Raw genomic sequence first — 26,246 nt, forward strand, 5'->3', positions numbered from 1 at the left:
TCTGACGGGAGTGGGCGGCGCCATCGTTTATCCTGAACTCCCTGCGGCCTTTGCCGCCCGTCCCGACTACGCGCCATGGTTTCCTTCACTGCCGACGTGCCCACCATGCTGGTGATGATCATCCTGTCATCGCTGGCGGCCGCCTTGGCCATGGCCGTCGTGACCTGGGGCAAGCGCCGCGAAGGGGTGGAGCTGTGGGCCCTGGGCCTGCTGCTCAATGCCATGGCCTATGCCCTGTTCGCATCGCGCGGCCACATCCATGGCCTGCTGTCCATCGTGCTGGGCAATGTGCTGCTCAGCTGCATGTTCACCTGCCTGGCGGCGGCCCTGCTGCAATTCCAGGGCCGGCCGCTGCCCTGGCCTGCCATGGCGGTCGCGCCGGTGCTCATGGCCGCCGGCATGGTCTGCTTCATCGAAGACTATGCTGCGCGCGTGGTGGTGGCCGGGCTGCTGCTGGGGGCGCTGAACCTGTGGGCGCTGTGGATCCTGTTCTCGCGCCGCGGGTCCACGCCCGGCCGGGGCGCCTGGCTGGTCATGGCGGTCCTGGCCCTGCAGGCGCTGGTGTTCCTGGTGCGCGTGGTCGTGATCGGCGGCAGCGACCAGCCGGCCACCGGCATCATGCAGTCCAGCGGCGTGCAGACGCTGACCTTCAGCACCACCTTCATCGAGCTGATGGTGGCCACCATGGGCTTCATCTTCATGGCCCGTGACCGCGCGGACGAGAACAACCGCCGCCTGGCGGCGCTCGACCCCCTGACCGGCGTGGCCAACCGGCGCGCGGCGATCTCGGCGCTGGACCGCGACGTGGCGCGCGCGGTGCGCACGCGCGAATCCATCTCGGTGATGATGGTGGACATCGACCATTTCAAGCGCGTCAACGACCACTACGGCCACCCCGTGGGCGACCAGGTGCTGTGCCACGTGGTCAACCTGCTGCGTGAGCGCCTGCGCTCGCAGGACCTGGTGAGCCGCTATGGGGGCGAGGAATTCCTCGTGGTGCTGCCCGACACCGACCTGATCGGCGCCCACCAGGTGGCGCGCCAGCTGTGCGAGTCGGTGTCCGGCGCGCGCTACCGGCACGAGGGCAAGGACATCAGCGTCACGGTGAGCATCGGCGTCTTCGGCGGCCGGCTGGAGCCGGGCGACAGCTGGGACATGCTGATCTCCGCTGCCGACCGGGCCCTGTACCGGGCCAAGGAGCTCGGGCGCAACCGGGTGGAGGCGGCACTGGCGCTGCACCCACCCTCGTCACCCTCCTCGCTGGACAGCAACCCCGAGACCCTGCCAGCCTCCGGGTATTGAGCCACATCCCATTGCGGGACAAGGGCAGTTTGCAGGCGGTGGCGCGACCGCGCGCGTTGTGTTGGAATGCTGGTTTCATCCCGCCAGAGGAACACCACCATGAACGCCCGCGTCCCCTCCCACGCCCTGCAACCCGCACAGGCGCTCGAGCGGGTGAGCCAGGCGTGGGACACCGACATCCTGCGCCAGCTCACCGACTACATTGCCATCCCCGCCAAATCGCCCGGTTTCGCCCCCGACTGGGCCGAGCTGGGCCTGCTCGACACCGTGGTGCGCAACGCCGCCACCTGGGTGGAGGCGCAGAAGGTGGCCGGCCTGCGCCTGGAGATCGTGCGCCTTGCAGGCCGCACCCCCGTGCTGTTCTTCGAGATCGACGCCACCGCGCCGGCCTCGGCCCAGACCGTGCTGATGTACGGCCACCTGGACAAGCAGCCCGAGTTCTCGGGCTGGCGCAATGACCTGGGCCCCTGGACGCCCAAGTACGAGGACGGCAAGCTCTATGGCCGCGGCGGGGCCGACGACGGCTATGCGGTGTACGCCAGCATTGCCGCCGTGCAGGAACTCAAGCGCCAGAACGTGCCGCACCCGCGCATCGTGGGCCTGATCGAGACCTGCGAGGAAAGCGGCTCGGGCGACCTGCTGCCCTACATCAATGCCTTGAAGAGCCGCATGGGCGACGTGGCGCTGGTGGTCTGCATGGACTCGGGTGCCGGCAACTACGACCAGCTGTGGCTCACCACCAGCCTGCGCGGCATGGCCAGCGGCACGCTCAAGGTCGAGGTGCTGACCGAAGGCATCCACTCGGGCGACGCCTCGGGCCTGGTGCCCTCGTCGTTCCGCATCATGCGCCAGGTGCTCGACCGGCTGGAAGACAGCGCCACCGGCCGCCTGCTGCCCGCCAGCTTCCACTGCGAGGTGCCTGCGGACCGCCTGGCCCAGGCCCGCGCCACGGCCGCCATCCTGGGCGAGGAGGTGTACAAGCGCTTCCCCTGGGCGCACTACGACTGCGGCGGCTCCACCGCCTTTGCGCTGCCCACCACCACCGACCCGCTGCAGGCCCTGCTCAACCGCACCTGGACGCCCACGCTCAGCGTGACCGGCGCCGAAGGCTTTCCGGCCCTGCAGGATGCGGGCAACGTGCTGCGCCCGTACACCGCCTTCAAGCTCAGCCTGCGCCTGCCGCCCCTGGTGGACGCGGCCCAGGCCGTGCAGGAGCTCAAGACGCTGCTGGAGGACAACGCCCCCTACCAGGCCCGGGTCACTTTCGACCACGGCGGCGGTGCCACGGGTTGGAACGCCCCGGCCACCACGCCCTGGTTCGAGCAGGCGCTCAACGAGGCCTCCGAGGCGCACTTCGGCGCGCCCTGCGGCTACATCGGCCAGGGCGGCACCATCCCGCTCATGAACATGCTCAGCGAAGGCTTCCCGCAGGCGCAGATGATGGTCTGCGGCGTGCTCGGCCCCAAGAGCAATGCCCACGGCCCCAACGAGTTCCTGCATGTGCCCTATGCCAAGCGCCTCACGGCCTCGGTGGCACACGTGATCGCGGCCATGGCCGCCGAGCAGGCCGCGCCAGCCACCCCGGCCTGAGAGGCTGAGAGTCTTTCGTCCATGCCCGCCTTGCACGCCAAAACACCCCGGATCGTCGTTGCAAATGCTCGCCATAGCCCGAGCTATGGCTGTGCTTTGCTCCTAGATCCAGTGCGTTTTGACGCGCCATTCGGACACGGCAAAAAAACTCCCAGCCTCTGACCCCTTCCTCCTGTGCCCTGCCTTGGCCGGGCGCCGGTTTACCGCTTCCCTGTTGCAGGCCCTGATGATGGACAAACGCGCGTTTCTACAGACCTTCACCGCATCGGCCCTGGCATCCACCCAGCTGGGTGCATGGGCGCAGCCCGCACCTGCTCCCGTGCCGGCAAAGGGTGCGCAGCACCAGCTGTCCGGCACCGGCAGCGATGGCAAACCGGTCATGCTGTCCGACTTCAAGGGCAAGGTCTGCCTGGTGAGTTTTTTCACCGCCGGCTGCGCCCTGTGCGTCAACGAGCTGCGCCTGATGCGCGAGTTCTACACCAACAACCGCCAGCGCGACTTCGTGCTGCTGGGGGTGAACCTGGACGACAAGAGCGCGGATTTCATGCAGTACATCGACCTGCTCAAGGTGTCCGTGCCGGCGGAGCAGCGCTTTCCCATCGCCTGGCGCAATGCCGCAGGCCACCAGGACAGCTTCGGCGCCATCACGCGCAGGCCCACGCACTATGTGCTCAACCGCCAGCACCAGCAGGTGCTGCGGCGCGAGGGCAGCTTCCAGCCCACCGACTGGGACGACCTCTGGATCTCGCTGAACTAGGGCCTGTTAAAAGGCCCTAAACCGTTGGGTACTCGCCATGGCCCGGACCTGCCAGGGCCTGGCCTTGCATGAAATCCATTGACGGCGCTGCACGGCCCCGTCACGATGCCTGCATGCGGCAGATTGTTGCCTGCGCGAACCTTTCCTGTCCGCCCCCGGGCCACGACGCTCACTTCTGCCGCCCTGTCCGATGACCGAACCCGTTCCCTCCACCCTGACCACCTTCACCGCCAGCGACGGTGAGAACCTGGCCGTCCAGGACTGGCCGCTGCCACCGGGCCAGGCCCAGCGCGGCACCGTGCTGCTGGTGCATGGCCTGGGGGAGCATGTGGGCCGCTACGACGCGCTGGCGCGGCAACTGGGGGGCTGGGGCTTTGCCGTGCGCGGTTACGACCAGTATGGCCACGGCGAATCGAGCGGGCCGCGCGGCGGGCTCACCACCGACAGCCGGCTGCTCGACGACCTGGCCGACATGGTGGACGCCGTGCGCGCACGCACCCCCGAGGGGCTGCCCCTGGTGCTGCTGGGCCACAGCATGGGCGGGCTGGTGGCCTCGCGCTTTGTCGCGCTCGGCGTGCGGCCCGTGGATGCGCTGGTGCTGTCGTCACCTGCGCTGGACCCCGGCCTGGGCGCGGTGCAGAAGCTGCTGCTGGCCACCTTGCCCCGCCTGGCACCCAACCTGCGCGTGGGCAATGGCCTGGATGCGCAGTACCTGTCGCACGACAATGCCGTGCCGGTCGCCTACCTGGCAGACCCGCTGTGCCATGACCGCATCAGTGCGCGCCTGGCGCGCTTCATTGCCGACGGCGGCCCGGCCACCGTGGCCGCAGCGGCCCAGTGGAAAGTGCCGACCTTGCTGATGTGGGCCGGCAGCGACAGGCTGGTGAACCCCGCTGGCAGCCGCGCCTTTGCGGCCGCTGCACCCAGCGCCCGGGTGCAGTCGCGCTGCTTCGAGCCGCTGTACCACGAGCTGTTCAACGAGCGCTCCGATCTGGCCGCCCCCGTGTTCGAGACCCTGCGCCAGTGGCTGGACATGCGCTGCCCGGCACGCGCCAACAGCGCGGCCACCCGGGGCCGGCTCGCTTCCGTCGCCTGATCGTGATCGGCCAGGGCCTGTAGACCAGCCCTGGCGATTCCTGCGTGTGGCTTACTTGCTCAGCAGGCCGCCGAGCATGCCGAACAGGTCGCTGCTCTGACCCAGGCCGCCCTGGGGCGCATGGCCCTGCGGCGTGAGCTGATCGAGCAACCCCGGCAGCACCTGCGCCAGCTGGTTGGCTGCATCCGACTGGCCCACGCCCAGCTGCGACGCCACCTGCGACAGCGGGCCGGAGCCGAGCACGCGCGAAAGCTGGTCGCCCGAGATGGCCTGGTTGGTGCCGGAGCCGAGCCACGAGGCGATCATGTCGCCCAGCCCCGCCTGCTGAAATTTGGCCATCAGGCCGGGCAGGCCGCCCACCGGGCCGTCATTGCTCACCAGCGACAGCACCGCCTGGATGAGCTGCGGGTTCTGTGCGGCCAGCGCCACCAGCCCGCCCAGGCCACCACCGACACCGCCTTGCGCGGCCGAAGCACCGCCATGGCCCTGCGACGCGTTCTGAATGACAGCGCCCAGCACTGAATCGAGCAAACCCATGGTGATCTCCTGAAAAAGTCAGGGCAGGGCCGAAGCAGCCCGCCACCCGGTGATGGTACGCAGGCCAGGGCAGGCCCTGGTGTCAACAATGGTGAACTGTCCTACCGCAGGTAGCCGGTCGATAGGAGACCGGCGCCCCTGCGGCCTCATTTGGTGCGCGCAGGGCGCTTTTCGAGCAGGGGCTGGCTGATGCCCTGCACCCCCACCAGGCCCAACACCGTCACCAGCGAATTCTGAGCCCCCTTCCAGGCATCGGTCACGTCGATCCACTCCGACAGGGCATGGAAGCCCCCGGTCTTTCCGCCGCCGCCGATCACGATGGCCGGAATGCCAAGGGCCATGGGCACGTTGGCATCGGTGCTGGCGCCGCTGAGCACCGTCTTGTGGCCGAACGCCGTGTTGGAGCGCACGGCGGCCTCGACCATGATCGCATCCACCGGCGTGCGGCCGCCCGGGCGATCACCGATCAGCCTGGTCGATGCGCTCAGCGTGGTCACGCCCCAGCGTTTGTTCTCTTCCGCCACGGCCTCGTCCACGGCGGCCAGCACCTGCTTTTCGGTGGCCAGCAGGGGCTCCATCGCTTCGGAGCGGATGTCCACGGCCATGCGCGCGTCGGGTGCGATGGTGTTCACCGAGGTGCCGCCGCCCACCGTGCCCACGGTGAAGGTGGTCTTGGGCGTGGCAGGCGTGCGGATCTCGGATATCTTGGCAATCGCCCGGCCCATGCCATGGATGGCGCTGGGCACCTGGCCGAAGGCGGCGTAGCTGTGGCCGCCCGGGCCCTTGAAGGTGACCTCGTGGCGGTGGCTGCCCGTGCCGAGCACCAGAACGGTGCCGTCCGGGGCGGGTTCCAGGGCCACCATGCCGTCGATGTCCAGGTGCTCGGCGAACAGGTGCTTCATGCCGCGCAGGTTGCCAAGCTCCTCCTCGCCCACGTTGCCCACGAACACCAGGTCGCCCACGGTGGCGATGCGGTTGTCGTTGAGCACCTTGAGCCAGGACAGCAACACGGCCAGGCCGCGCGTGTTGTCGGAGATGCCGGGCGCGTACAGGCGGCCGTCGCGCTCCTTGACCTTCACGTCGGTGCCCGCCGGGAACACCGTGTCCATGTGGGCCGAGATCACCAGCTTGGGGCCCTGGCCCGTGCCCTTGCGCACGCCAACCACATTGCCTTCGGCGTCGATGGCGGCACTGGTGAGCCCCAGCGCCTTCACGCGGGCCAGGAAGGCCTCGGCGCGCTGTTGCTCCTTGAAGGGCGGGGCCTCGATCTCGGTGAGCAGCTTCAGGTCGGTGATCGAACGCTCGTGGTCGGCCTTGACGGCCTCGAGCAGCTTCTGGATCTGCGGCGCAGCCATGAGCTGGGTGTAGGCCTGGTCCACAGCGGGGCGCAACTGGGTGGGCGTGGGGGCGACGGCCTGGGCATGGGCCGTGCCCGCGAACAGGGCGGCGACGGACAGCGACACGGCGCTGGTGGCGAAGGCGAAACGGTGGGCAGAGAATGGGGTCATGGTGAAAGGAAAATTGACAATCGGAATGCAGAGCGGGTGCATGGCACCAAAGCCGTGCCAGACTGGTGACGGAGCAATTGTTGGACCGTAAGGGGGATTTCCGCTCTGCTTTAATCTGACCACCCGTCAGTTTTTCTTACATGCACCGCCATATCCCCAGCACCCGCGCCCTGCTCATCTTCGACGCCGTGGCGCGCCACCATGGCGTGGGCAAGGCCGCCCAGGAGCTGTGCCTGACCCACAGCGCGGTGAGCCAGCAACTGCGCCAGCTCGAAGGCCAACTGGGCCTGCAACTGGTGCGGCGCAGCGCGCGCGGCACCGAGCTGACCGAGGTGGGCCGCCGCTACCACGCGCAGATCGTGGGTGACCTGCTGCGCCTGCAGAACCACACGCGCGAGGCCATGGCCCAGCGCTCCGACGGCACCAGCCTGCAGGTGGGCTGCGTGCCGGTGTTCGCCGAGCGCTGGCTGCTGCCGCGCCTGCCCACCTTCCTGGCCGAGGAGCCGGCCTGCAGCGTGCACCTGCAGGTCTACCCCACGCAAACCTACATGGCCGAGATCCCGTTCGACGTGGCCGTGCAATACGACGACGCGGCCTGGCCCGGCGCCCTGCAGCAGCCCCTGCTGCGCGAGGCCTGCGTGGCCGTGTGCTCGCCGGGATCGCGCCACAGGCGTGCCACGGAGCGCGGCGATTTCAGCGCCGTGCCGCTGCTTCAGCTCAGCTCGCGCCTGGGCGCCTGGGACGACTGGTTCGCCCACGCGGGCGTCGCCCACACGCCGGCGCACAGCCTGGGCGGGCACCGATTCGATCTGTTCTACATGCTCGTGGAGGCGGTGCGCGCGGACCTGGGGGTGGGCCTGGTACCGCGTTACTTCGTGGAGCGTGAACTGCAATCGGGCGACCTGGCCCTGGCCCACCCTTTCGTGGACAGTGGCCTGCGCGGCTACAGCCTGTTCGTCGCGCGCGAACGGGCTCAGGAGCGCGCCGTCCAGGCCTTTGTCCACTGGCTCACACAGGCCGTGGCTGCGCAAGTGACCGTCACGGCACCATGATGCTCATGCCCTGCGGCGCTGCACGGCCAGCCACGCCAGGCCTGCACCCGTGACCACGATGGGTACCAGCGAGCCCGCATTGAGCAGCGTCCAGCCCTGGGTGGTGACCAGCACGCCCGACGAGAAGGCACTCACCGCCAGCGTCGCGAACACGCAGAAGTTGATGGCGGCCTGGGCGCGGTCCTTTTCCTCGGGCCGGTAGGCCGTCATGGCCAGCGTGGTGGCGCCGGTGAAGAGGAAATTCCAGCCCACGCCCAGCATGAACAGGGCGATGCCGAAGTGGTGCAGCTCCACCCCCGACAGCGCCACGGCCACGCAGGCGAAGTTAAGCAGCACGCCCGTGCCCATGACCGGCAGCACACCCAGGCGCTTGATCAGGTGGCCCGTGAAGAAGCCCGGCGCGAACATGCCGATCACATGCCACTCCAGCACCACTGCCGCCTGGTCGAAGGCGAAGCCGCACACCTGCATCGCCAGCGGCGTGGCCGCCATCAGCAGGTTCATCACGCCATAGCCCAGCGCAGCGCCCAGGATGGCCACCACGAAGGCGGGCTGGCGCATCAGCTCGGCCAGCGGCCGGCCTGTCTGGGGCTGGCCCGCCGCATTCAGCACCACGGGCAGCGCCTCGAAGCGGATAGCCGACATGGCGACCATGGCCAGCAGCGCCACCCCGATGAGCGCGATGTAGGCCCCGGCAAACGGCACGGCGAACAGTGTGCGCGTGGCACTGGCCAGGTTGGGGCCTGCCACGGCGCCCAGCAGGCCACCCGCCAGCACCAGGGAGACGGCCTTCTCGCGGTAGGCCGGCACGGCCAGCTCTGCGGCTGCAAAACGGTAGAGCTGGCCATTGGCGCTGTAGTAGCCGGCCACTACGGTGGCCGCGCACAGCAGCCAGAACTGTGCGCTGAACGCGGCCCAGGCGCACAGCGCCGCCGACAGCACGGCCACGGCCAGCCCGATCTGGAACGACACCTTGCGCCCCCAGCGCGCCTGCGTGGCTGCCACCAGCGCCGTGGAAAGCGCGCCGCCCACCACATAGCCCATCACCGGCAGCGTCGCCATCCAGCCATAGGGCGCCAGCTGCAGGCCCACGAGCCCGTTGATGGCGATGAAGACGACATTGTTGGTCAGGAAAAGGCCCTGGCACAGGGCCAGCAGCCAGAGGTTCTTGTTCATGAGGGGGGCACGGAGGCACGGGAGAAGGCACCCATTGTGCACAGCCGGCCTCCGGCGGCCGCACCTGTGCACCGACGGGATGGCCCGGACGTTGCACAGGGATTGGAGCCCGCGCGCGGCACGGATTGTGTATGGTGGGCCAAGCACGCTAGGCCTGTGGCGCTGCACGCATTGCAAAGGATGACCGGATGTACCACGGAGAACGTTTCAACAGCATCAGCCACTTGGTGGGCGCAGCCCTGGCCGTGGCGGGCACGGCGTTGCTGGTGGTGCTGGCCGCGCGGCTGGGCGACCCATGGAAGATCGTGGGTTTCAGCATCTACGGCGCCATGCTGGTGGCGCTGTACACGGCATCCACCGCGTACCACAGCGTGCGAGGGCGCGCCAAGGAGATCCTTCAGAAGGTGGACCATTGCAGCATCTACCTGCTGATCGCGGGCAGCTACACGCCGTTTGCACTGGTCTCGCTGCGCGGCGCCTGGGGCTGGTCGCTGCTGGGAGTCGTCTGGGGTCTGGCCCTGCTGGGCATCGCGCAGGAGATCTGGCTGGCCAAGGGCGCGCGCGTGCTCTCGCTGGTCATCTACGTGCTGATGGGCTGGCTGGCCCTGGTGGCCGTGGTGCCTTTGTGGCAGGCGCTCACCCCCGCCGGCTTCGGCTGGCTGCTGGCGGGCGGCGCCTGCTACACCCTGGGCATCGTCTTTTACGCCACCGACCACAAGGTGCGCCACGGCCACGGGCTATGGCACCTGTTCGTGCTGGGCGGAAGCATCTGCCACTTCGTCACCGTGCTGCTCTACGTGGCCTAGCGCACACGGCCGCTGGCTATTCCAGCCAGCCCTTCGGAACCTTGTCGGCCTTTTTTTCCAGCGGATTGGCGGTAAGCCACTGGGCCGGGTACTGGCGCATGAACTCCTTGGCCTTCTCCTGCCGTGCGCTGAGCCAGGCGTCGTAGGCGCCTTCGTTGAGGATGGCAGGCATGCTCTTTTCGCTGCCAGGCTGCTGGTAGCGGTGCATGAGGGCGTGGTTGTTGGCATTCACCGTGAGCAGCGCGTAGCTGAGCAGCACTTCGCCATCTGGCCCCTGCCACCGCGCCCACAGGCCCGCCACGCCCATGGGCTTGCCGTCCACCCGCGTGATGCGGGTGGGAACGGCCTTGCCGGGGCGAAAGTCGTCCTCGTAGAAGGCCAGCATCGGCACGATGCAGCGCTGGCCGTTGAGCCAGGCGTCGCGGAACGCTGTGCCGGTGGAGGCGGTATCGGACTTGGCATGCGCCAGTTTGGGCGCACGCAGCTTGCCATCGGACGCCGACTTGACCCAGTGCGGCACCAGGCCCCACTGCGCGGGCACCAGTTCGCGGCGCCGCGCGGCGCGGCTGGGCGGGGCTTCGGCCAGTCCATCGTCCGCGACCACTGGCGCAACCTCGTCGACCGCCTCTGCAGCGCGGATGAAAAAGCCGTTCTTGCGCGGCCACAGATGCCGCTCGCCCAGCACGGCGGGTGACTCCACTCCGAAGGATTCGGGGTAGGCGCTGGCGTTCTGCAAGGTTTCGTAGTAGGTGCTCATGCGGCGATGGTACCCGTGCGTGCACCACAGCCACCCTGGGCTGACCAGGCGGTGGCGGCTGGCGCGGTGTTCAGGATCTCGACTTGCCCGCCGAAGCTGCCGCCACCCGGTGACCCGGCGCCACCGCCACCCGGTTGCGCCCCAGGGCCTTGGCGGTGTAGAGCGCCTGGTCGGCCCGCTCCAGGGTGTGCTCGATGGTCTCCTCGGGCACGTGCTGGGCCAGCCCGGCCGACACGGTGAAGCACACCGCGTCTGGCACATGCAGCACCTGCAGCCCCGCCACCGCAGCGCGCACCCGCTCCAGCAGTTCATGCCCGTCGTCCAGCCGGGTGTCGCAGAGCATGAGCACGAACTCTTCGCCACCCCAGCGGGCGAGCACGTCGGTGTCGCGCACGCTGGCGCGCACGGTGGCAGTGAAGGCCTGCAGGGCCCGGTCCCCCGTGGAGTGGCCGTGCAGGTCGTTGATCGGCTTGAAGTGGTCGATGTCCAGCAGCGCCAGCAGCAGGGGGCGGCCGCTGCGCAGGCTGCGCCGCTGCTCCAGCAGCATCAGGTCCACCATGGCGCGGCGGTTGAGCAGGCCCGTGAGCTCATCGCGCATGGCCAGTTCACGGTTTTCGGCCAGCGCCTGGGCCAGGGCCTCGCGCTGCTGGCGCAGGCGCTGGCGGATGCTCTGGATGCGCAGGTTCAGCGCGATCGAGCCCCCCAGCACCAGCAGCACCATGAGCGCATAGGCGGTGTCCACGACGCCGTAGGTGCCGGCATTGAACCGGGCTGCCGCCGCAACCGCCACGACAAAGGCCAGCAGGGCATAGGCGCCGATGCCCACGACCTGCGCCAGCGTCAGGCCGAAGGTGCCGAAGAACAGGATCATGGCCAGCACGGCAGGCACCACCCCGCGCGCGTCACCTGCGAGCACGTAGGCCACGGCACCACTGGTGATGGTCCAGGCCATCTGGGCCATGGTGAGCGAGGGATCGGGCAGGCGCGCCGACCAGCCACTGAAGACCATGGCCGTCATCACCATGAGGCCGCCCACCGAAATGGCGGCCCACCACTGGACGGCCTCTTCGTGGGCGGTCATGCCGGCATGCGCGAGCATGAGCATCACGCCCGAGCTGCCGATCATGAGCAGCAGCGCGAGCAAGGCCATGCTGCCTATCGTGCGCTGCCGACGGTCAGTGGGAAGGAAGGAGCCCACCAGCCGCCGCCAGTGGGTGGGTTTGTGCAAGGTGGCCTGCCTCCCGCCAAGGGCACGTCGCCCGGGGTTGGGCGCACTGAGCCAGCGGCGCTGGCCGGGATTTTACCGGCGGGGCTCCCCGGGCGGGGAGTTTTTGTGTCGCATCCGCGCCTGGGTCAGGCGACCGTGAGCGCGGCGAGGGCCGCCAGGGGCGCCGTCTCGGCCCGCAGCACGCGCGCACCCAGGGTAACGGGCGCAAAGCCATGCTGCAGCGCCAGATCCTCTTCGACTGGGCTCAACCCGCCCTCGGGGCCCGACAGAAACACCACGGGACCTGTGCCCGCCGCCCCGGTGTGCAAAGGCACAGTGCCCGCCCGCAGCGACAGCAGCAGGCGCTGCGCCGTGCCCGCAGTGCCTGGCTGGGCCTGTGCGCGCACCCAATCCGCCAGGTCCACCGCGCAATGCACCACGGGCACGCGGTTGCGGCCGCACTGCTCGCAGGCGGACACGGCCACGGCCTGCCAGTGCGCCAGCTTCTTGTCGGCGCGCTCGCCCTTGAGCTTGAGCACGCTGCGCTCGGCCACCAGGGGGGTGATGCTGGCCACGCCGAGCTCGGCGGCCTTCTCCACGAGCCAGTCCATGCGCTCGTTGGCGGTGATGCCGGCCAGCAGGTGCACGGCGCGCGGGGCCTCGCGCTCGACGGCATGGTGGGCGCCGACCTGCACGCGCACGTCGCTGCGGCCCATGCGCAGCACGGTGGCTTCGAATTCGCCACCGGGGCCCTCCTGGCCGCCGTGAAAGAGGGTGATGGCGTCGCCGGGCTGCAGGCGCAGCACCTGCACGTGGCGGGCGGCGCCCGGGGGCAGGTCGATCTCGGCGCCGGGCGCAAGGTCGGTGGGGCAGTGGAAGCGGGGCATGATTGCTATACTTTCAATAGCAAATCAGACACGGCCAAAGGCATAGCCCATGGGCGCCTCGGTGCCCTCGATCTCGTCGAGCATCTTGAGCAGCGGGCCCAGCTGGCGGTAGCGGTGGGTGGTGGCACGGATATAGGCCATGAAGCGCGGCGCGTCGGCCAGGTATTTGGGCTTGCCGTCGCGCAGGGTGAGGCGGGCGAAGATGCCGGCGACCTTGAAGTGCCGCTGCAGGCCCATCCATTCCACGCTGCGGTAGAACTCGCCGAAGTCCTCGCCGAAACCGCTGGCGCTGTTTGCGCCCAGCAGGCCGGCCTTGCGCGCCTTCTCCCAGTAACGCACGGTAATGTCGATGACAAATTCCTCTTCCCAGCTGATGAAGGCATCGCGCATCAGGCTGGCGATGTCATAGGTGATGGGGCCGTAGACCGCGTCCTGGAAGTCGAGCACCCCGAGCGGCGCGCCCTCCTGCACCGGCACCATCAGGTTGCGGGTCATGAAGTCGCGGTGCACGTAGACCTGCGGCGCCGCCAGGTTGTGCGCCACGATGGCGTCGAACGCGCTGGACAGGGTGGCCTTCTGCGTATCGTCGAGCGTGATGCCGCGATGCTTTGCCAGGTACCAGTCGGGGAACAGCGCCAGCTCGCGGCGCAGCAGGGCCTCGTCGTATGCAGGCAGCACGCCGGGCTGGGAGGCCAGTTGCCACTGCAGCAGCACGTCGGTGGCCTGCTGGTACCAGGCATAGGCGTCGCGGGGCTTCTCGGGGTCGAGCAGTTCGATCAGCGTCTGGTGCCCCAGGTCGGACAGCAGCATGAAGCCGCCCGCCTCGTCCCAGGCCAGGATCTGCGGCACTTTCAGGCCGGCGTCGGCCAGGAGGCGCTGCACCTGCACGAAGGGGCGGCAGTTCTCCTTGTCGGGCGGGGCGTCCATCACGATGCAACTCGTGCCCAGCGCGGTGTCGATGCGCAGGTAGCGCCGAAAGCTCGCATCGGCGGATGCCGGGCGCAGCGTTTCGGGCTTGAGCTGGTGGCCTCCCACCAGGGGCACCAGCCAGGCGTCGAAGGCGCGCTGGCGTTCGGCGTCAGGCCAGGTGACGGTGGAAGAAGAGGGCGTTGCCGCCGCCGCACCGGTGGGTGGGGAAGAGGAAGATGGGGGGAAAGGGTGGCTCATGGATAATCCGATTTTACAAACCCGTTCCCTGGCACGGGTTCCCCTCTTCTGATTCAGCCCATACCGTCCCACGTGCCACGCCGCAAGCCCCCCACCGTGCAGACCCCTTCCTCCCGGACCCGGCCCGCCACGGCACCCGGGGAGCGGCTGCGCCGCCCCGTGCCGCGTGCCCTGGCCTATGGTGTGGCGCTGGCCTGGTGCGGCCTGCCGCTGGCCGTCCAGGCACAGAACGCCACGCCCAGTGCCTGGGATGCCCCACCGGCCCTGCGCAGTTCGCCCCTGCTGCAGGAAAACATTCCCGAGCCCGTGCGGCCGCAGTTGCCGATCTTCGTCACCGGCGACCACATCAGCGGACAGACGGACCTGAACGCCACCATCGAAGGCAACGCCGAGCTGCGCCGGGGTGACACGGTCATCCGCGCCGACCGCCTGGACTATGACGTGCCCGAGGACCTGGCCAAGGCGCGCGGCTCGGTGCGCATCAACCGCGCCGGCAACGTCTACGAAGGCACGGCGCTCGACCTGCGGGTGGAGGCCTTCGAGGGCTTCTTCAACGACGCGCGCTACCGCTTCCTGGCCACGCAGGCCCATGGGGACGCCTCGCGCGTGGATTTCATCGACCGCCAGCGCTCCATCGTCCACGACGCCACCTACACCACCTGCCAGAAGGGCGACGAGGCCTCCTGGCAGCCCGACTGGGTGCTGCGCGCCAAGACCATCCGCATCGACCGCGAAGAGGAAGTGGGCACGGCCGAGAATGCGGTGCTGGAGTTCAAAGGCATCCCGCTGCTGCCGATCCCGCGCATCACCTTCCCGCTGTCGGACAAGCGCAAGTCGGGCCTGCTGCCCCCGTCCTTCGGGCTGGACAGCCGCGATGGCGTGGCCTACTCGCAGCCCTATTACTGGAACATCGCGCCCAACCGCGATGCCACGCTGCGCGCGGCCCTGCTGTCCAAGCGCGGCGCCAACCTGGGCGGCGAGTTCCGCTACCTGGAACCCACCTACAAGGGCGAGATCAGCGGTGACTACATGCCGTCGGACCGCCTGCGCGACCGCGACCGCTGGGGCTTCACGGGCAAGCACGACGCGCTGATCGCCTCCCCCGTGGGCGGCCTGAACCTGAGCCTGAACCTGAACCGGGTGAGCGACGACAACTACTGGCGCGACTTCGGCCGCGTCTCCGAGCCGCTGCGCCAGCGCCTGCTGCCCGGCGATGCCACGCTGAGCTGGGGCGCCGGCGACATGTCGGTGCGGGCCCGGGCCCTCAAGTGGCAGACGCTGCAGGACGTGTCGGCGCCCATCGTGCCGCCGTACGACCGCATGCCGCAATTGGTATGGCGCTACGAGCCGAGCATGCTGCCCGGCGGCTTCGACGCCAGTGTGGAGCTTGATGCCACGCGCTTCCAGGCCGACCGCTTCTTGACCAAGCAGCCCGATGCCAACCGCTCGTTCGCGGTGGCGCAGATCAGCCGGCCGTTCCTTGCGCCCGCCGGCTTCATCACGCCGCGCCTGCAGCTGCACACCACGCAGTACCAGTTCGACGGCCCGCTCAGCGATGGCTCGCGCTCGGCCAACCGCACGCTGCCGACCTTCAGCCTGGACAGCGGCCTGGTGTTCGAGCGCGATGCGAGCTTCTTTGGCCGCTCGTTCCTGCAGACGCTGGAGCCCCGGGCGTTCTATACCTACACGCCCTACCGCGACCAGAGCAAGCTGCCGTTGTACGACACGGCGCTCAACGACTTCAACTTTGCCACCATCTACACCGAGAACTCGTTCGGCGGCAATGACCGGCTGGCGGACAACAACCTCCTGACCATGGGCGTGACCACGCGCCTGATCGACCCCGACTCGGGCGCCGAGGCTGCGCGCTTCGGGGTGGCGCAGCGCGTGCGCTTCACCGACCAGCAGGTGACTCTGCCGGGCGCCGCGCCGGTGAACGACCGCCTTTCGGACATCCTGGTGGGCGCCGGCATCAACTGGACCAAGAACTGGGCCTACGACTCCACGGTGCAGTACAACCCCAAGACGCGGCGCTCCATCCGCTCCACCGTCGGCGCACGCTACAGCCCGGGCAACTACCGCACCATCAGCACCGCCTACCGCTTCCAGCGCGGCACCAGCGAGCAGATCGACATCGGCTGGCAGTGGCCGCTCAACGACCTGTGGGGCGACAAGGGCAAGGACCTCGGGCCCGGCCGCGGCCAGGGCCCCGGCCGCTGGTACACCATCGGCCGCCTGAACTTCAGCATGCAGGACCGCAAGCTGGTGGACAGCGTGGTCGGTCTCGAATACGACGGCTGCTGCTGGATCGGCCGCGTGGTGCTGGAACGCCTGCAGAACAGCGTTTCCACCTCCAACACCCGCCTGTTGTTCCAGATCGAGTTCGTCGGGTTCTCCCGCCTCAGCCTGGGCTCCAGCCCCCTCGATACCTTCAAGCAGAATGTGCCGCGCTACCAGAACCTGCGCGACCAGGTTGGCTCGCCCAGCCGCTTCAGCAACTACGACTGACTGACACCGCCATGAACCACCGTGTATCTGCACTGGCACTTGCCTGCCTGACCACCCTCGCCTGCGGGGGCGCATTCGCGCAGGGCCTGCGCATGCCGGGCAGCGCCGGGGCCGGCATAGGCCGCCCGGCTGCCGCCCCGGCATTGAGCCTGCCGGCACCCGCAACGGCGCAGGGGCCGCAATCGGCCGACTTCATCGTGGCGGTGGTCAATTCCGAGCCCGTCACCAACAACGAAGTGCGCTCGCGCCTGGCGCGGGCTGAACAGCAACTGGCGCAGCAGCAGGGCGGCAACCGCCCGCCGCGCGAGCTGCTGGCGCGCGAGGTGCTCGAACGCCTGATCATCGAGAAGGCCCAGATGCAGTTGGCCAAGGAAAGCGGCGTGAAGGTGGAGGATTTCGCCCTTAACCAGGCCGAGCAGAACATTGCCCAGCAGAACGGGATGACGCTGGAAGACATGCACCGGCGCCTGGCCCGCGATGGCACGAGCAAAGAGCGCTTTCGCGAAGAGCTGCGCAGCCAGCTGCTGATTCAGCGCCTGCGCGAGCGCGATGTGGATGCCAAGGTCAAGGTCAGCGACCAGGACATCGACCAGTTCCTGCGCGAGCAGCAATCGGGCGTCGACGCCTCGGCCATGGAAATCAACCTGGGCCACGTGCTGATCCTGGTGCCCGAGAACGCCACGCCCACCCAGGCGGCACAGCTGCAGGCCCGCGCGCAGAGCGCGGCCGACAAGGCGCGTGCCGCAGGCAGCGACTTTGCCGCCGTGGCGGCCGAATTCTCCGATGCACCCGAAGGCAAGCGTGCCGGTGGCCTGCTCGGCCTGCGCCCGGCCGACCGCTACCCCGACCTGTTCGTCAATTCCGTGCAGGGCCTGCCCGTGGGCGGCATCGTGGGCCCCGTGCGCTCGCCGGCAGGCTTTCACATCCTCAAGGTGGTGGAGCGCAATGTCGCCGGCCTGCCATCGACCGTGGTGCAGAACCATGCGCGCCACATCCTGCTGCGCCCCAGCGCGCAGCTGACCGAGGCCGCCGCCGCAGCCCGGCTGTCCGACTACCGCCGCCGCATTCTGGCCGGCCAGGCCGACTTTGCGGCCCTGGCGCGCGACAATTCGGTGGATGGCAGCGCCAAGCAGGGCGGCGACCTGGGCTGGGCCAGCCCCGGCCGCTATGTGCCCGAGTTCGAGCAGGCGCTCAGCACCCTCAAGCCCGGCGACATCAGCGAACCCTTGGTCTCACGCTTCGGGGTGCACCTGATCCAGCTCATGGAACGCCGCGAAGCCAAGCTCACGCAGCGCGAACAGCGCGACATGGTGCGCGACGCCGTGCGCGAAAAGAAGCTGGACGAGGCCTACGCCACGTGGGCGCAGGAGCTGCGCGGCCGCGCCTATGTCGAGTTCCGCGACCCACCGCAATAAGGCCCCCACGCTCCCCACTGCGTGTGGTTCGCGGCCCCCCGATGGGGCCGCGCCTTGCTTGGGGCGGCCCGGCGCGGCGGCGGAGCCGCCAGCTTTGGGCACCCACAGAAGGTGCGAACATTCCCCCCTCGACGGCAGCGTTCCCATCGGACGCGCTGCTTTTCGAATCCTTCCCTATGCTGGGCGCATACGCCTTGCGGACCTGATATGAAACACATTCCCCGCAAGCGCTTCGGCCAGCATTTTCTGTCCGACAAGGGCATCATCGATGGCATCGTGGACGCGATTGCGCCGCAGGCGGGCCAGCCCATGGTGGAGATCGGGCCCGGGCTGGCGGCGCTGACGCAGCCGCTGGTGGAGCGGCTGGGGCGCCTGACGGTGATCGAGCTCGACCGCGACCTGGCGCTGCGGCTGCGCCTACACGGGCAGCTCGAGGTGATCGAGTCAGACGTGCTCAAGGTGGATTTCACGCAGCTCGCCCAGGACTGGCGTGCGCGCGTGGAGCAGCCGGCCCTGAAGCTGCGGGTGGTGGGCAATCTGCCCTACAACATCTCCACGCCCATCCTGTTCCACCTGCTGGAGCATGTGGCGGTGATCGAAGACCAGCATTTCATGCTGCAAAAGGAAGTCATCGACCGCATGGTGGCCCATCCTTCCACCTCGGACTATGGCCGCCTGTCGGTGATGCTGCAGTGGCGCTACGCCATGGAGAACGTGCTGTTCGTGCCGCCCGAGAGCTTCGACCCGCCCCCGCGCGTGGACAGCGCCGTGGTGCGCATGGTGCCCCGGGAGGCACCGGTGCCCCTGAACGAGCGCCTGCTGGAAGAACTGGTGCAGGTCGCCTTCAGCCAGCGCCGCAAGCTGCTGCGCCACACACTGGGCCGCTGGCTCGAAGCCAAGGCTTACCCGGGCGTGTTCGACGTGCAGCGCCGCGCCGAAGAGGTGCCTGTGGCCGAGTTTGTGGCCCTGGCTGCCGCGATGGGCCAGAGCACCTGATTGGACACACCGCACCCAGGCCTGCTTTGCAGGCGTCGGGGTGGGGTGCTGAGGAACTGCCGCCTGAGGCGGCAGGAATCATGCCGCGCTGAGCCAGTAGCCCGCGTTGAAGGGGCTGCTCATGCGCAGCGCCAGGGGGGACACGTCCACCAACTTGTCAGTGGGCATCGTTTCGGCGGCGGGGTCGGCGGGGATCTCGATGCCCTGGACCTTGGTCTGTGCTTCGTTAGCCTCGTTCGCCCGTTCTGCTTGGCTGGTGGATGCAGAACGGGCTACAGAAAAGAATAGAAACAGCGGAACGGGATCTTGCGGTCGCCCCAGTAGTCGGCAGCGTCACGGAAGATGTCCAGAAGCTGCTCACGCGCTTCCTTGTCGAACTTACCCGTGGCCGGAATCTGCTCCAGCACTACGATGAAGCCGGGCTGCGGGCCCGATTTGTGCAAGGGATCCGTCATGCAGTCGTACAACGCATCGAAGTTCTTGCCGAAGTGCGACGGGAAGGTGAACTGTCCTGCAATCAGGTCCAGCACATCCTGCTTGGACTGCGCGTGGGCCAGATTGGCATAAAGGAAATGTTGACCCAGGGAAGTGGCCGCATCCTGCAGGTCCTGCACGCGGAAGGCGCGGATGGACTGCACGATGTTGGTGCGCACGCCACGAAGGGGCGTTTCCAGGTCTTTACGAAGTGGCGTCTGCATCTCCGCTACTCTTTCTTAATAAAGTCCAAAAACTTGGGGTATCCGCCAGTCCACGGGGGCCGACTGCCGGTTGGGGGATTCAAGAGCGCGCACCGCTCACCGCCGGAAAGACCGGCCGGTACGTGGTGCGTCGGGCGTCATTTTTCGATGATTTCGCGAAAACTGGCGTAGTGGTCGCTGGTGTAATAGCAGGCGTCCGGTACCCGGGGCTTGCCGCCACACACGATACGCCGGGCTCCCCGGTCGCGCGAACCTGGTGTTCTGACGGTGTACTCACGGTAGTGGCCGCGCTTTTGGGCGGGCAACAGCCGTTCTCGATTGCCGAAAACCGATCCGTCCTTGTCGTACGGAAACGGGCCTCCTTCACGGATCAGCGCATACGTAGCACGCCCCTGGGGCGGCAAGTCGGCCAGTGCGATAGGGGTGGTCGAACCGTGGGTGGAGGGGGATTGGCGGGCCTGCCCCACCATCGGGGAAAGAGCAAACGCAACACCCACCACACACAAAAACCCTGCTTTGCGCGCCCGGGTGGCTACAGCCTTCAGCATCAACAACACCTTTCAGAAACTACGGGTTAACCCGAAATTTCGAGCCCGTAGTGTGACTCAATGATCCCCAAAAAGCAAGCGCCTGCACAAAGATTGGGCAGGCGCTGGGGGGTGTTACAAGCAATATAAGTTAGTGCCTGCTATCGATTCGTGGCTTATCGCGATGCGTTCGCATCGGCCACGGTAAGTGCTGTCATGTTCACGATACGGCGCACGGTGGTGCTCGCCGTCAGGATGTGCACCGGCTGGGCGGCACCCAGCAGCACGGGGCCAATGGCGATGTTGCCACCCGCCGCCGTCTTGAGCAGGTTGTAGGAAATATTGGCCGCATCAATATTGGGCAGCACAAGCAGATTGGCGTCGCCAATGAGATCGCTGTGCGGCATGATGGCTGCGCGGGCCTTGCCGTCCAGGGCCACGTCGCCGTGCATCTCGCCATCGACTTCGAGCCAGGGGGCCTGCACGCGCAGCAGCTCCAGGGTCTGGCGCATCTTCACGGCGCTGGGCTGGTTGCTGCTGCCAAAATTGGAGTGCGACAGCAGGGCGGCGCGCGGCTTGATGCCAAAGCGCATCATCTCTTCGGCCGCCATCACGGTGATCTCGGCCAGTTGCTCGGCCGTGGGGTCGTAGTTGACGTGCGTGTCCACCAGGAACACCTGGCGGTCGGGCAGCAGCAGGCCGTTCATGCAGGCATAGGTGCACACGCCGGCGCGCTTGCCGATCACCTGGTCGATGTAGTTCAGGTGCAGGGCGGTGTGGCCCCAGGTGCCCACGATCAGGCCGTCGACCTCGCCCTTGTGCAGCAGCATGGAACCGATCAGCGCCAGGCGTCGGCGCATCTCGATCTTGGCGATCTGCACCGTCACGCCCTTGCGCTCGGTCATGCGGTGGTAGGTCTGCCAGAAGTCACGGTAGCGGTGGTCCTGCTCGACGTTGACGATGTCGTAATCCGTCCCTTCGCGCAGGCGCAGGCCGAACTTCTCGATGCGCTCCGCAATGATGGCGGGGCGGCCGATCAGCGTGGGGCGTGCGATGCGCTCGTCCACCACGATCTGGGCGGCACGCAGCACGCGTTCTTCCTCGCCTTCGGCATAGGCCACGCGCTTCTTCGTGGCGGCCTTGGCGGCAGCGAAGATCGGCTTCATCATGGTGCCCGAGGCGTAGACGAAGCTTTGCAGCTGGTCCCGGTAGGCATCCATGTCGGTGATGGGGCGCAGGGCCACGCCACTGTCGGCGGCGGCCTGGGCCACGGCCGGGGCGATCATCATCATCAGGCGCGGATCGAACGGCTTGGGGATCAGGTACTCGGGGCCAAAGGCCAGTTGCTCACCCACATAGGCAGCGGCCACCACCTCGCTCTGCTCGGCCTGGGCCAGCTGGGCGATGGCGTGCACTGCGGCGATCTCCATCTCCAGCGTGATGGTGGTGGCGCCGCTGTCCAGCGCCCCGCGGAAGATGTAGGGGAAGCACAGGACGTTGTTGACCTGGTTGGGGTAGTCGGTGCGGCCGGTGGCCATGATGGCGTCGTCGCGCACGGCCTTCACGTCTTCGGGCTGGATCTCGGGGTTGGGGTTGGCCAGTGCAAAGATCAGCGGACGCGGTGCCATCTTGCGCACCATGTCCTGCTTGAGCACACCGCCGGCCGACAGGCCCAGGAAGATGTCGGCGTTCTCGATCACTTCGCTGAGCGTGCGCGCCGAGGTCTTCTGCACGAACTGGATCTTGTCCTCGTCCATGAGCTCGGTACGGCCTTCGTAGACCACGCCGGCCAGGTCGGTCACCCAGATGTTCTCGCGCGGGATACCGAGCTTGACCAGCAGGCCCAGGCAGGCCAGGGCGGCGGCACCGGCGCCCGAAGTCACGAGCTTGACGGTCTTGGGGTCCTTGCCGGCCACCTTCAGGCCGTTGAGGATGGCCGCGCCGACCACGATGGCCGTGCCGTGCTGGTCATCGTGAAAGACCGGGATCTTCATGCGCTCGCGCAGCTTGCGCTCGACGTAGAAGCAGTCGGGCGCCTTGATGTCTTCGAGGTTGATGCCGCCGAAGGTGGGCTCCAGGCTGGCAATGATCTCGACCAGCTTCTCGGGGTCTTTCTCGTTGATTTCGATGTCGAACACGTCGATGCCCGAGAACTTCTTGAACAGGACGGCCTTGCCCTCCATCACCGGCTTGCCCGCCAGCGGTCCAATGTCACCGAGGCCCAGCACGGCCGTGCCGTTGGTCACCACGCCGACGAGGTTGCCCCGCGCGGTGTACTTGAAGGCGGCATTGGGGTCCTTGACGATCTCTTCGCAGGGCGAGGCCACGCCGGGCGAGTAGGCCAGCGCCAGATCGTGCTGGTTGATCATCTGCTTGGTGGCAGCGATCGCGATCTTGCCGGGCTTGGGAAACTCGTGGTACTCGAGAGCGGCGCGGCGCAGCTGGGCGCGCTTGTCAGGATGGTTGTTGTTGTTCTCGGCCGTGGTGTTCTCGGGCATTCAATTGTCTCCAGCTTGGGGGGTGCGCAAGGGGTCAGTCAGCTCTTGTAGGAACATGCTTACACGTTCCGGGGGAAGGGATTGTAGGCCGCGTTCGGTAAAAACCCTAGTAAGCGAATCTGCTTAGTTGGGTGAGACAGCTTTGCGATCCAGGTTGGAAAGCGGTCGTCCCCCTGGGGCGCGGGATCACCCCAAATCCCTGCGCGCCGCTGGGACAAGCCAATGCTGTCTAGCCAAACAGCGCCTCATAGCGCGGCACGTTCGGCGCCCTGGTATCGGGCATGACCGGCACCAGCATCCACTGCAATCGCCCCAGCTCCGGGTGGTCCAGTGTGTAGGTGTCCTGCGACAGCCTGGGCTCGTCGGGGCCATGGAACAGCAGGGAGAATGGGGTGCGAAACTGCTCGGGCAGATGGCCGCGTTCGCGTTCCGTGGCCTCTGTCAGGACCAGTTCCACGGGGCCATGCTGGGTATGCGCGACGAAGCGGCTGCCCACCACGGCGCTGACAGGTTCAAAAGTGGTACTCATCGGTTGCGTCCGTAGGAGAGTGATTCAAAATTTGGACACCGGCCATTCCCTTGCCAGAATGGGCAGGTTTCCACGATCTGCCCAAACATCGTACCGCCGGTAACCCACTGTGTACCCATTGCCAGAACCATTTGCCCTGAGGGACAGGACCGAGGCGGACCATGCCTTCCTGCAGGCGCTGTACCTCTCCACCCGCGAAGACCTGCAGCAGGCCCTGCCGGACCCCGCGCTGCTGCAGCAGCTGGTGGCCATGCAGCAGACCGCGCAGGAAACCGGGTTCCGCTACCGGTTTCCCCAGGCCCGCCAGCTCCTGCTGCTGCGCTCGGGCCTGCCCATCGGCCGTGTGGTGGTGGACACAGGGCAGCATGCCCTGCGCCTGGTGGACATCGCCATCACCCCGCAAGCCCGCCGCAGCGGCGCTGCCACCGCCGTGCTGGCGGCCTTGCAGGCCCATGCCTTGGCACAGGGGCTGCCGCTGTGCCTGGCCGTGGCCCACACCAACCACGCAGCGCAAAGCCTGTACCGCAAGCGGGGATTCGCCACCGCATCCGAAGACGATTTGCTCGCGCAGATGGTCTGGCAGGGGGCACCTGCATGACTGCCGCCATGGAACCCACCCGCTACCTGAAGCTGCCCATTGCCTTCGACCTGGCCCGGTTGCAGGAAGATCTGCGGCGCATCGCCCCTGCGGACTGGATCGGCCACTTCAACACCTCGGCCTACGAAAAAGGCTGGGGCTGCGTCCCGCTGCGCTCCGTCGACGGCCGCACGGACCACATCATGCCGGTGAATGGCGGCCGCTTCGAGGACACCCCCATCCTCGCCCGCTGTCCGTACTTCCGGCAGGCCATCGACCATTTCCAGTGCGAGAAGACCTCCGTGCGCCTGATGGGGCTGGAGGCCGCAGCGGTGATCCATGAGCACCGTGACGAAGGCGGCGCCCTGGAGGACGGCCTGACCCGCCTGCACATTCCCCTGCAGACCTCCCCGCTGGCCACCTTCCGCATCGACGGGGAAGAAGTCCATTTCTCGGCGGGCCATGCCTGGTACCTCAATGCCGCCTGCCTGCATGGCGCCGAAAACCGCAGCCCGCAGGCCCGCATCCACCTCATGATCGACTGCGTGACCAACCCGTGGCTCACGCAGCTGTTCCATGCAGCTGGCGGGGTCCTGCGCGAAAGCCCGCCGTATGGCGATGCCAACATCGATGACGGCAACGTGCTACAGGTGATTGCCGGGCTGCGCGCCAGCGGCCATGCCGCCGGTGTGCAACTGGCCACCCGATTGCAGGAAACCCATGCTCGCAGAACAGGCACTGCTGCGCGGCCGTGAGGTGGGCCCGGCCGAGAGGCAGTCGCTGCACGGCTGGTTCCCGGTGAGCCTGCAGCACGACCCGGCCACGGTCTGGTGGCGCTTTCTGGGTGGCCAGCGGTTCACGGCCCCCTTCTTTGAAGACAGCCTGGCCTCGCAGGCCGTGCAGGACCGCAGGGTCTGCACCACCCCCCTGTCCGCGCTGGACGATCTGCCCGAGAGCGTGCCGCCGGCAGCCTTCATCTTCCACGTCTCGCGCTGCGGCTCCACGCTGCTCACGCAGGCACTGGCCACCTTGCCGCAGTGCATCGTGATGTCGGAGCCCCCGGCGCTCGACGCCTTCTTCCGGCTGCACCACCGGCACCCGGAGCACAGCGGCGGCACGCACACGCTGAGGCGGTTGGTGGCGGCCCTGGGGCAAAAGCGCCACCCGGCCGAGCGGCACCTGGTCATCAAGTTCGACTGCTGGCACCTGCCCTGGATTCCCTTCGTGCAGGCGGCTTTTCCAGGCACTCCCATCGTGTTCCTGTACCGCGAGCCCAGCGAAGTGCTCGCCTCCCACCGCCGCCAGCGCGGCCGGCAGATGGTGCCGGGGCTGATCGATCTGTCGCGGTTGGCGGACCTGGTGCAGCGGCCCGGCGCTCTGGAACTGGCGCCCGGAGACCTGGACGGCCATGCGACACGGGTGCTCGAAAGCCTGTACCGCTGCGGGCTGGAGATGTCAGCCGCCTCGGACCTGGTGCTGATGGACTATGGGCAGCTTCCCCACGTGATCTGGAACGGGCTGCTGGACATCCTGGGGATGGAGTGCACCCCCACTGAACTGGCCACGCTGCAGGCGCGCTCAGGCTTTCACTCCAAACATTCGGGCAGCCGGTTCCAGGGAGACCCTGCGCAAGCGAGCGCCGCACCGAGCCCGCCCACACCCGAGCGCCTGGACGAGGCGACCAGGTGCTACCAGCAACTGGAGCAATGGCGACTGGCGCGCAGCCCGGGCTGAATGCCAGGCCTGGCGCCGACCGTCCTCAGTTGCGGGACGGGAAGATGCCTTCCACGCAGATGATGTAGTTGAGACCCAGGTAAGGCTGCATGATGGATGCCGTTGCGCTCGTCTGCACGGGTGCCTGCAGCGCCTGGCCGCCCCCCGTAGAGCCCACGGTCACAGCGCCCGTCTCGGCCGCTGTGCTGACGCCACCCAGGTTGACCGGCCCGGTCACAGTAGGGCAGTAAATGGAGGCACTGCCGGGGCCGCCGGGCGACGCACTCAGGTAGGAGCCATTGGCCGGAGAGGTGCTGGTACCGGTCGTGCCGGTGGATGCCTGCAAGGTGGTTTTGATCGCTGTCGGATTCACGGTGGCCGTATGGTCGTGGGCAGGCAGATTGGCAATGGCCAACGTCACCGTCGCCGCGCCGGTGGCAATTACGGTGACATTGTTGGTTCCCGCCTTTTCGCCCTGGGCGACGGTGGCAATGCCCGGTCCGGGGCCCTGGGAGCCGACAGGAACCCTCCCCCGCAGATCCGGCAAGCCAAAGGTGTTCTGACCATCACCGCCATACATCGTCCCCAGCAGTGCAAACAGCGCGGAATTCTGGGCAATGGGCACCGTTTGGCCATTGCAGAACATCCAGCCGCGCGGCGCGTATTGGAACGCGACCGGCATGATCATGCCCATAAATGCATCCATGAAGGCTCCTTCAATAAAGTGGGTGAGAGGCGCCGGATGCTATGGCGCTGGCGTGCGTACGGTCAACGAAGAAATTGCCAAATTGCAATGCATGCATTCGACCGTGCAAAGGCCCATGCCCCACCACGCCGGTGAACCGCGAAGGAGGGTCGGGGTGCTTTCGCCCACCACGCATAGCCGGCCACCCCCGCCCATTGACCTTATCGGCCGGGCAGTGCCACGCCCCCTCGCCGGACC

General features: G+C 67.7%; 24 protein-coding genes. 12 read left to right on the forward strand and 12 right to left on the reverse strand.

Features of this window, described 5'->3' with window-relative positions; genetic code table 11:
* The first annotated feature begins 75 nt into the window (after positions 1-75).
* From QYL93_RS23590 to QYL93_RS23605, 4 genes are all read left to right on the forward strand, one after another.
* On the forward strand, positions 76-1,302 hold the full coding sequence (locus QYL93_RS23590; RefSeq protein ID WP_305745937.1) for a GGDEF domain-containing protein: 1,227 nt from the start codon (positions 76-78) through the stop codon (positions 1,300-1,302).
* A gap of 99 nt (positions 1,303-1,401) precedes the next feature.
* Positions 1,402-2,892 carry a M20 family metallopeptidase gene (locus tag QYL93_RS23595; protein WP_305745938.1) on the forward strand — a complete coding sequence of 497 codons (1,491 nt, stop codon included), beginning with the start codon at positions 1,402-1,404 and terminating at the stop codon, positions 2,890-2,892.
* 226 nt (positions 2,893-3,118) lie between these two features.
* Positions 3,119-3,649 (forward strand): TlpA disulfide reductase family protein, encoded by a 531-nt coding sequence (locus tag QYL93_RS23600; protein WP_305745939.1) that lies wholly within the window; start codon positions 3,119-3,121, stop codon positions 3,647-3,649.
* Positions 3,650-3,839: 190 nt separating this feature from the next.
* On the forward strand, positions 3,840-4,745 hold the full coding sequence (locus QYL93_RS23605) for an alpha/beta hydrolase (protein ID WP_305745940.1): 906 nt from the start codon (positions 3,840-3,842) through the stop codon (positions 4,743-4,745).
* A gap of 51 nt (positions 4,746-4,796) precedes the next feature.
* Here the strand turns inward: QYL93_RS23605 and QYL93_RS23610 are convergent, their stop codons facing one another.
* Positions 4,797-5,282, reverse strand: coding sequence for a YidB family protein (locus QYL93_RS23610; RefSeq protein WP_305745941.1), 486 nt, complete (start codon positions 5,280-5,282; stop codon positions 4,797-4,799).
* A 146-nt stretch (positions 5,283-5,428) separates the two neighbouring features.
* Positions 5,429-6,790: a M20/M25/M40 family metallo-hydrolase gene (locus QYL93_RS23615; RefSeq protein ID WP_305745942.1), complete on the reverse strand. Its 1,362-nt coding sequence runs from the start codon at positions 6,788-6,790 to the stop codon at positions 5,429-5,431.
* Between the two features lie 140 nt (positions 6,791-6,930).
* On the opposite strand from QYL93_RS23615, the gene QYL93_RS23620 reads away from it, so the two are divergent.
* Positions 6,931-7,842: a LysR family transcriptional regulator gene (locus QYL93_RS23620; RefSeq protein ID WP_305745943.1), complete on the forward strand. Its 912-nt coding sequence runs from the start codon at positions 6,931-6,933 to the stop codon at positions 7,840-7,842.
* Between the two features lie 3 nt (positions 7,843-7,845).
* Here QYL93_RS23620 and QYL93_RS23625 read toward each other — a convergent pair whose 3' ends face one another.
* Positions 7,846-9,018 (reverse strand): MFS transporter, encoded by a 1,173-nt coding sequence (locus QYL93_RS23625; RefSeq protein WP_305745944.1) that lies wholly within the window; start codon positions 9,016-9,018, stop codon positions 7,846-7,848.
* Between the two features lie 188 nt (positions 9,019-9,206).
* On the opposite strand from QYL93_RS23625, the gene QYL93_RS23630 reads away from it, so the two are divergent.
* The gene (locus QYL93_RS23630; RefSeq protein WP_305745945.1) at positions 9,207-9,824 is read left to right on the forward strand and encodes a hemolysin III family protein; all 618 of its coding nucleotides are present in this window, start codon (positions 9,207-9,209) and stop codon (positions 9,822-9,824) included.
* A 16-nt stretch (positions 9,825-9,840) separates the two neighbouring features.
* Here the strand turns inward: QYL93_RS23630 and QYL93_RS23635 are convergent, their stop codons facing one another.
* From QYL93_RS23635 to QYL93_RS23650, 4 genes are all read right to left on the reverse strand, one after another.
* Complete coding sequence (locus tag QYL93_RS23635; protein WP_305745946.1) at positions 9,841-10,581, reverse strand: SOS response-associated peptidase; 741 nt, start codon at positions 10,579-10,581, stop codon at positions 9,841-9,843.
* Positions 10,582-10,651: 70 nt separating this feature from the next.
* Positions 10,652-11,731 carry a diguanylate cyclase gene (locus QYL93_RS23640; RefSeq protein ID WP_305745947.1) on the reverse strand — a complete coding sequence of 360 codons (1,080 nt, stop codon included), beginning with the start codon at positions 11,729-11,731 and terminating at the stop codon, positions 10,652-10,654.
* A 203-nt stretch (positions 11,732-11,934) separates the two neighbouring features.
* The gene (locus QYL93_RS23645; RefSeq protein WP_305745948.1) at positions 11,935-12,675 is read right to left on the reverse strand and encodes a 16S rRNA (uracil(1498)-N(3))-methyltransferase; all 741 of its coding nucleotides are present in this window, start codon (positions 12,673-12,675) and stop codon (positions 11,935-11,937) included.
* 24 nt (positions 12,676-12,699) lie between these two features.
* On the reverse strand, positions 12,700-13,842 hold the full coding sequence (locus QYL93_RS23650; protein ID WP_305745949.1) for an aminoglycoside phosphotransferase family protein: 1,143 nt from the start codon (positions 13,840-13,842) through the stop codon (positions 12,700-12,702).
* A gap of 96 nt (positions 13,843-13,938) precedes the next feature.
* Here QYL93_RS23650 and QYL93_RS23655 point away from each other — a divergent pair, with 96 nt between their 5' ends.
* From QYL93_RS23655 to rsmA, 3 genes are all read left to right on the forward strand, one after another.
* Positions 13,939-16,350 (forward strand): LPS-assembly protein LptD, encoded by a 2,412-nt coding sequence (locus tag QYL93_RS23655; protein WP_370877029.1) that lies wholly within the window; start codon positions 13,939-13,941, stop codon positions 16,348-16,350.
* A gap of 11 nt (positions 16,351-16,361) precedes the next feature.
* On the forward strand, positions 16,362-17,765 hold the full coding sequence (locus QYL93_RS23660; RefSeq protein WP_305745950.1) for a peptidylprolyl isomerase: 1,404 nt from the start codon (positions 16,362-16,364) through the stop codon (positions 17,763-17,765).
* A 207-nt stretch (positions 17,766-17,972) separates the two neighbouring features.
* Positions 17,973-18,761: a 16S rRNA (adenine(1518)-N(6)/adenine(1519)-N(6))-dimethyltransferase RsmA gene (gene rsmA / locus QYL93_RS23665; protein ID WP_305745951.1), complete on the forward strand. Its 789-nt coding sequence runs from the start codon at positions 17,973-17,975 to the stop codon at positions 18,759-18,761.
* 272 nt (positions 18,762-19,033) lie between these two features.
* Here the strand turns inward: rsmA and QYL93_RS23670 are convergent, their stop codons facing one another.
* From QYL93_RS23670 to QYL93_RS23685, 4 genes are all read right to left on the reverse strand, one after another.
* Positions 19,034-19,459, reverse strand: a complete 426-nt coding sequence (locus tag QYL93_RS23670; protein WP_057200514.1) for a barstar family protein — start codon at positions 19,457-19,459, stop codon at positions 19,034-19,036.
* 137 nt (positions 19,460-19,596) lie between these two features.
* On the reverse strand, positions 19,597-20,007 hold the full coding sequence (locus QYL93_RS23675) for a ribonuclease (protein WP_305745952.1): 411 nt from the start codon (positions 20,005-20,007) through the stop codon (positions 19,597-19,599).
* Positions 20,008-20,162: 155 nt separating this feature from the next.
* Positions 20,163-22,484: an NADP-dependent malic enzyme gene (locus QYL93_RS23680; protein WP_305745953.1), complete on the reverse strand. Its 2,322-nt coding sequence runs from the start codon at positions 22,482-22,484 to the stop codon at positions 20,163-20,165.
* A 229-nt stretch (positions 22,485-22,713) separates the two neighbouring features.
* On the reverse strand, positions 22,714-23,013 hold the full coding sequence (locus tag QYL93_RS23685) for a hypothetical protein (RefSeq protein WP_305745954.1): 300 nt from the start codon (positions 23,011-23,013) through the stop codon (positions 22,714-22,716).
* 118 nt (positions 23,014-23,131) lie between these two features.
* On the opposite strand from QYL93_RS23685, the gene QYL93_RS23690 reads away from it, so the two are divergent.
* Genes QYL93_RS23690 through QYL93_RS23700 form a run of 3 tightly spaced genes read left to right on the forward strand, consistent with a single transcriptional unit; the run spans position 23,132 to position 25,324 of the window.
* A complete protein-coding gene (locus QYL93_RS23690) occupies positions 23,132-23,611 on the forward strand; it encodes a GNAT family N-acetyltransferase (protein ID WP_305745955.1) in 480 nt (159 codons plus the stop codon).
* An 8-nt stretch (positions 23,612-23,619) separates the two neighbouring features.
* On the forward strand, positions 23,620-24,345 hold the full coding sequence (locus tag QYL93_RS23695) for an aspartyl/asparaginyl beta-hydroxylase domain-containing protein (protein ID WP_305745956.1): 726 nt from the start codon (positions 23,620-23,622) through the stop codon (positions 24,343-24,345).
* The gene (locus QYL93_RS23700) at positions 24,311-25,324 is read left to right on the forward strand and encodes a hypothetical protein (RefSeq protein WP_305745957.1); all 1,014 of its coding nucleotides are present in this window, start codon (positions 24,311-24,313) and stop codon (positions 25,322-25,324) included. The genes QYL93_RS23695 and QYL93_RS23700 overlap by 35 nt, the downstream gene beginning before the upstream one ends.
* Positions 25,325-25,349: 25 nt before the next feature.
* Here QYL93_RS23700 and QYL93_RS23705 read toward each other — a convergent pair whose 3' ends face one another.
* The gene (locus tag QYL93_RS23705; protein WP_305745958.1) at positions 25,350-26,009 is read right to left on the reverse strand and encodes a phage tail protein; all 660 of its coding nucleotides are present in this window, start codon (positions 26,007-26,009) and stop codon (positions 25,350-25,352) included.
* Positions 26,010-26,246 lie beyond the last annotated feature (237 nt).

It is taken from the genome of Acidovorax sp. A1169, assembly GCF_030704685.1.
Lineage (GTDB): Bacteria > Pseudomonadota > Gammaproteobacteria > Burkholderiales > Burkholderiaceae_C > Acidovorax.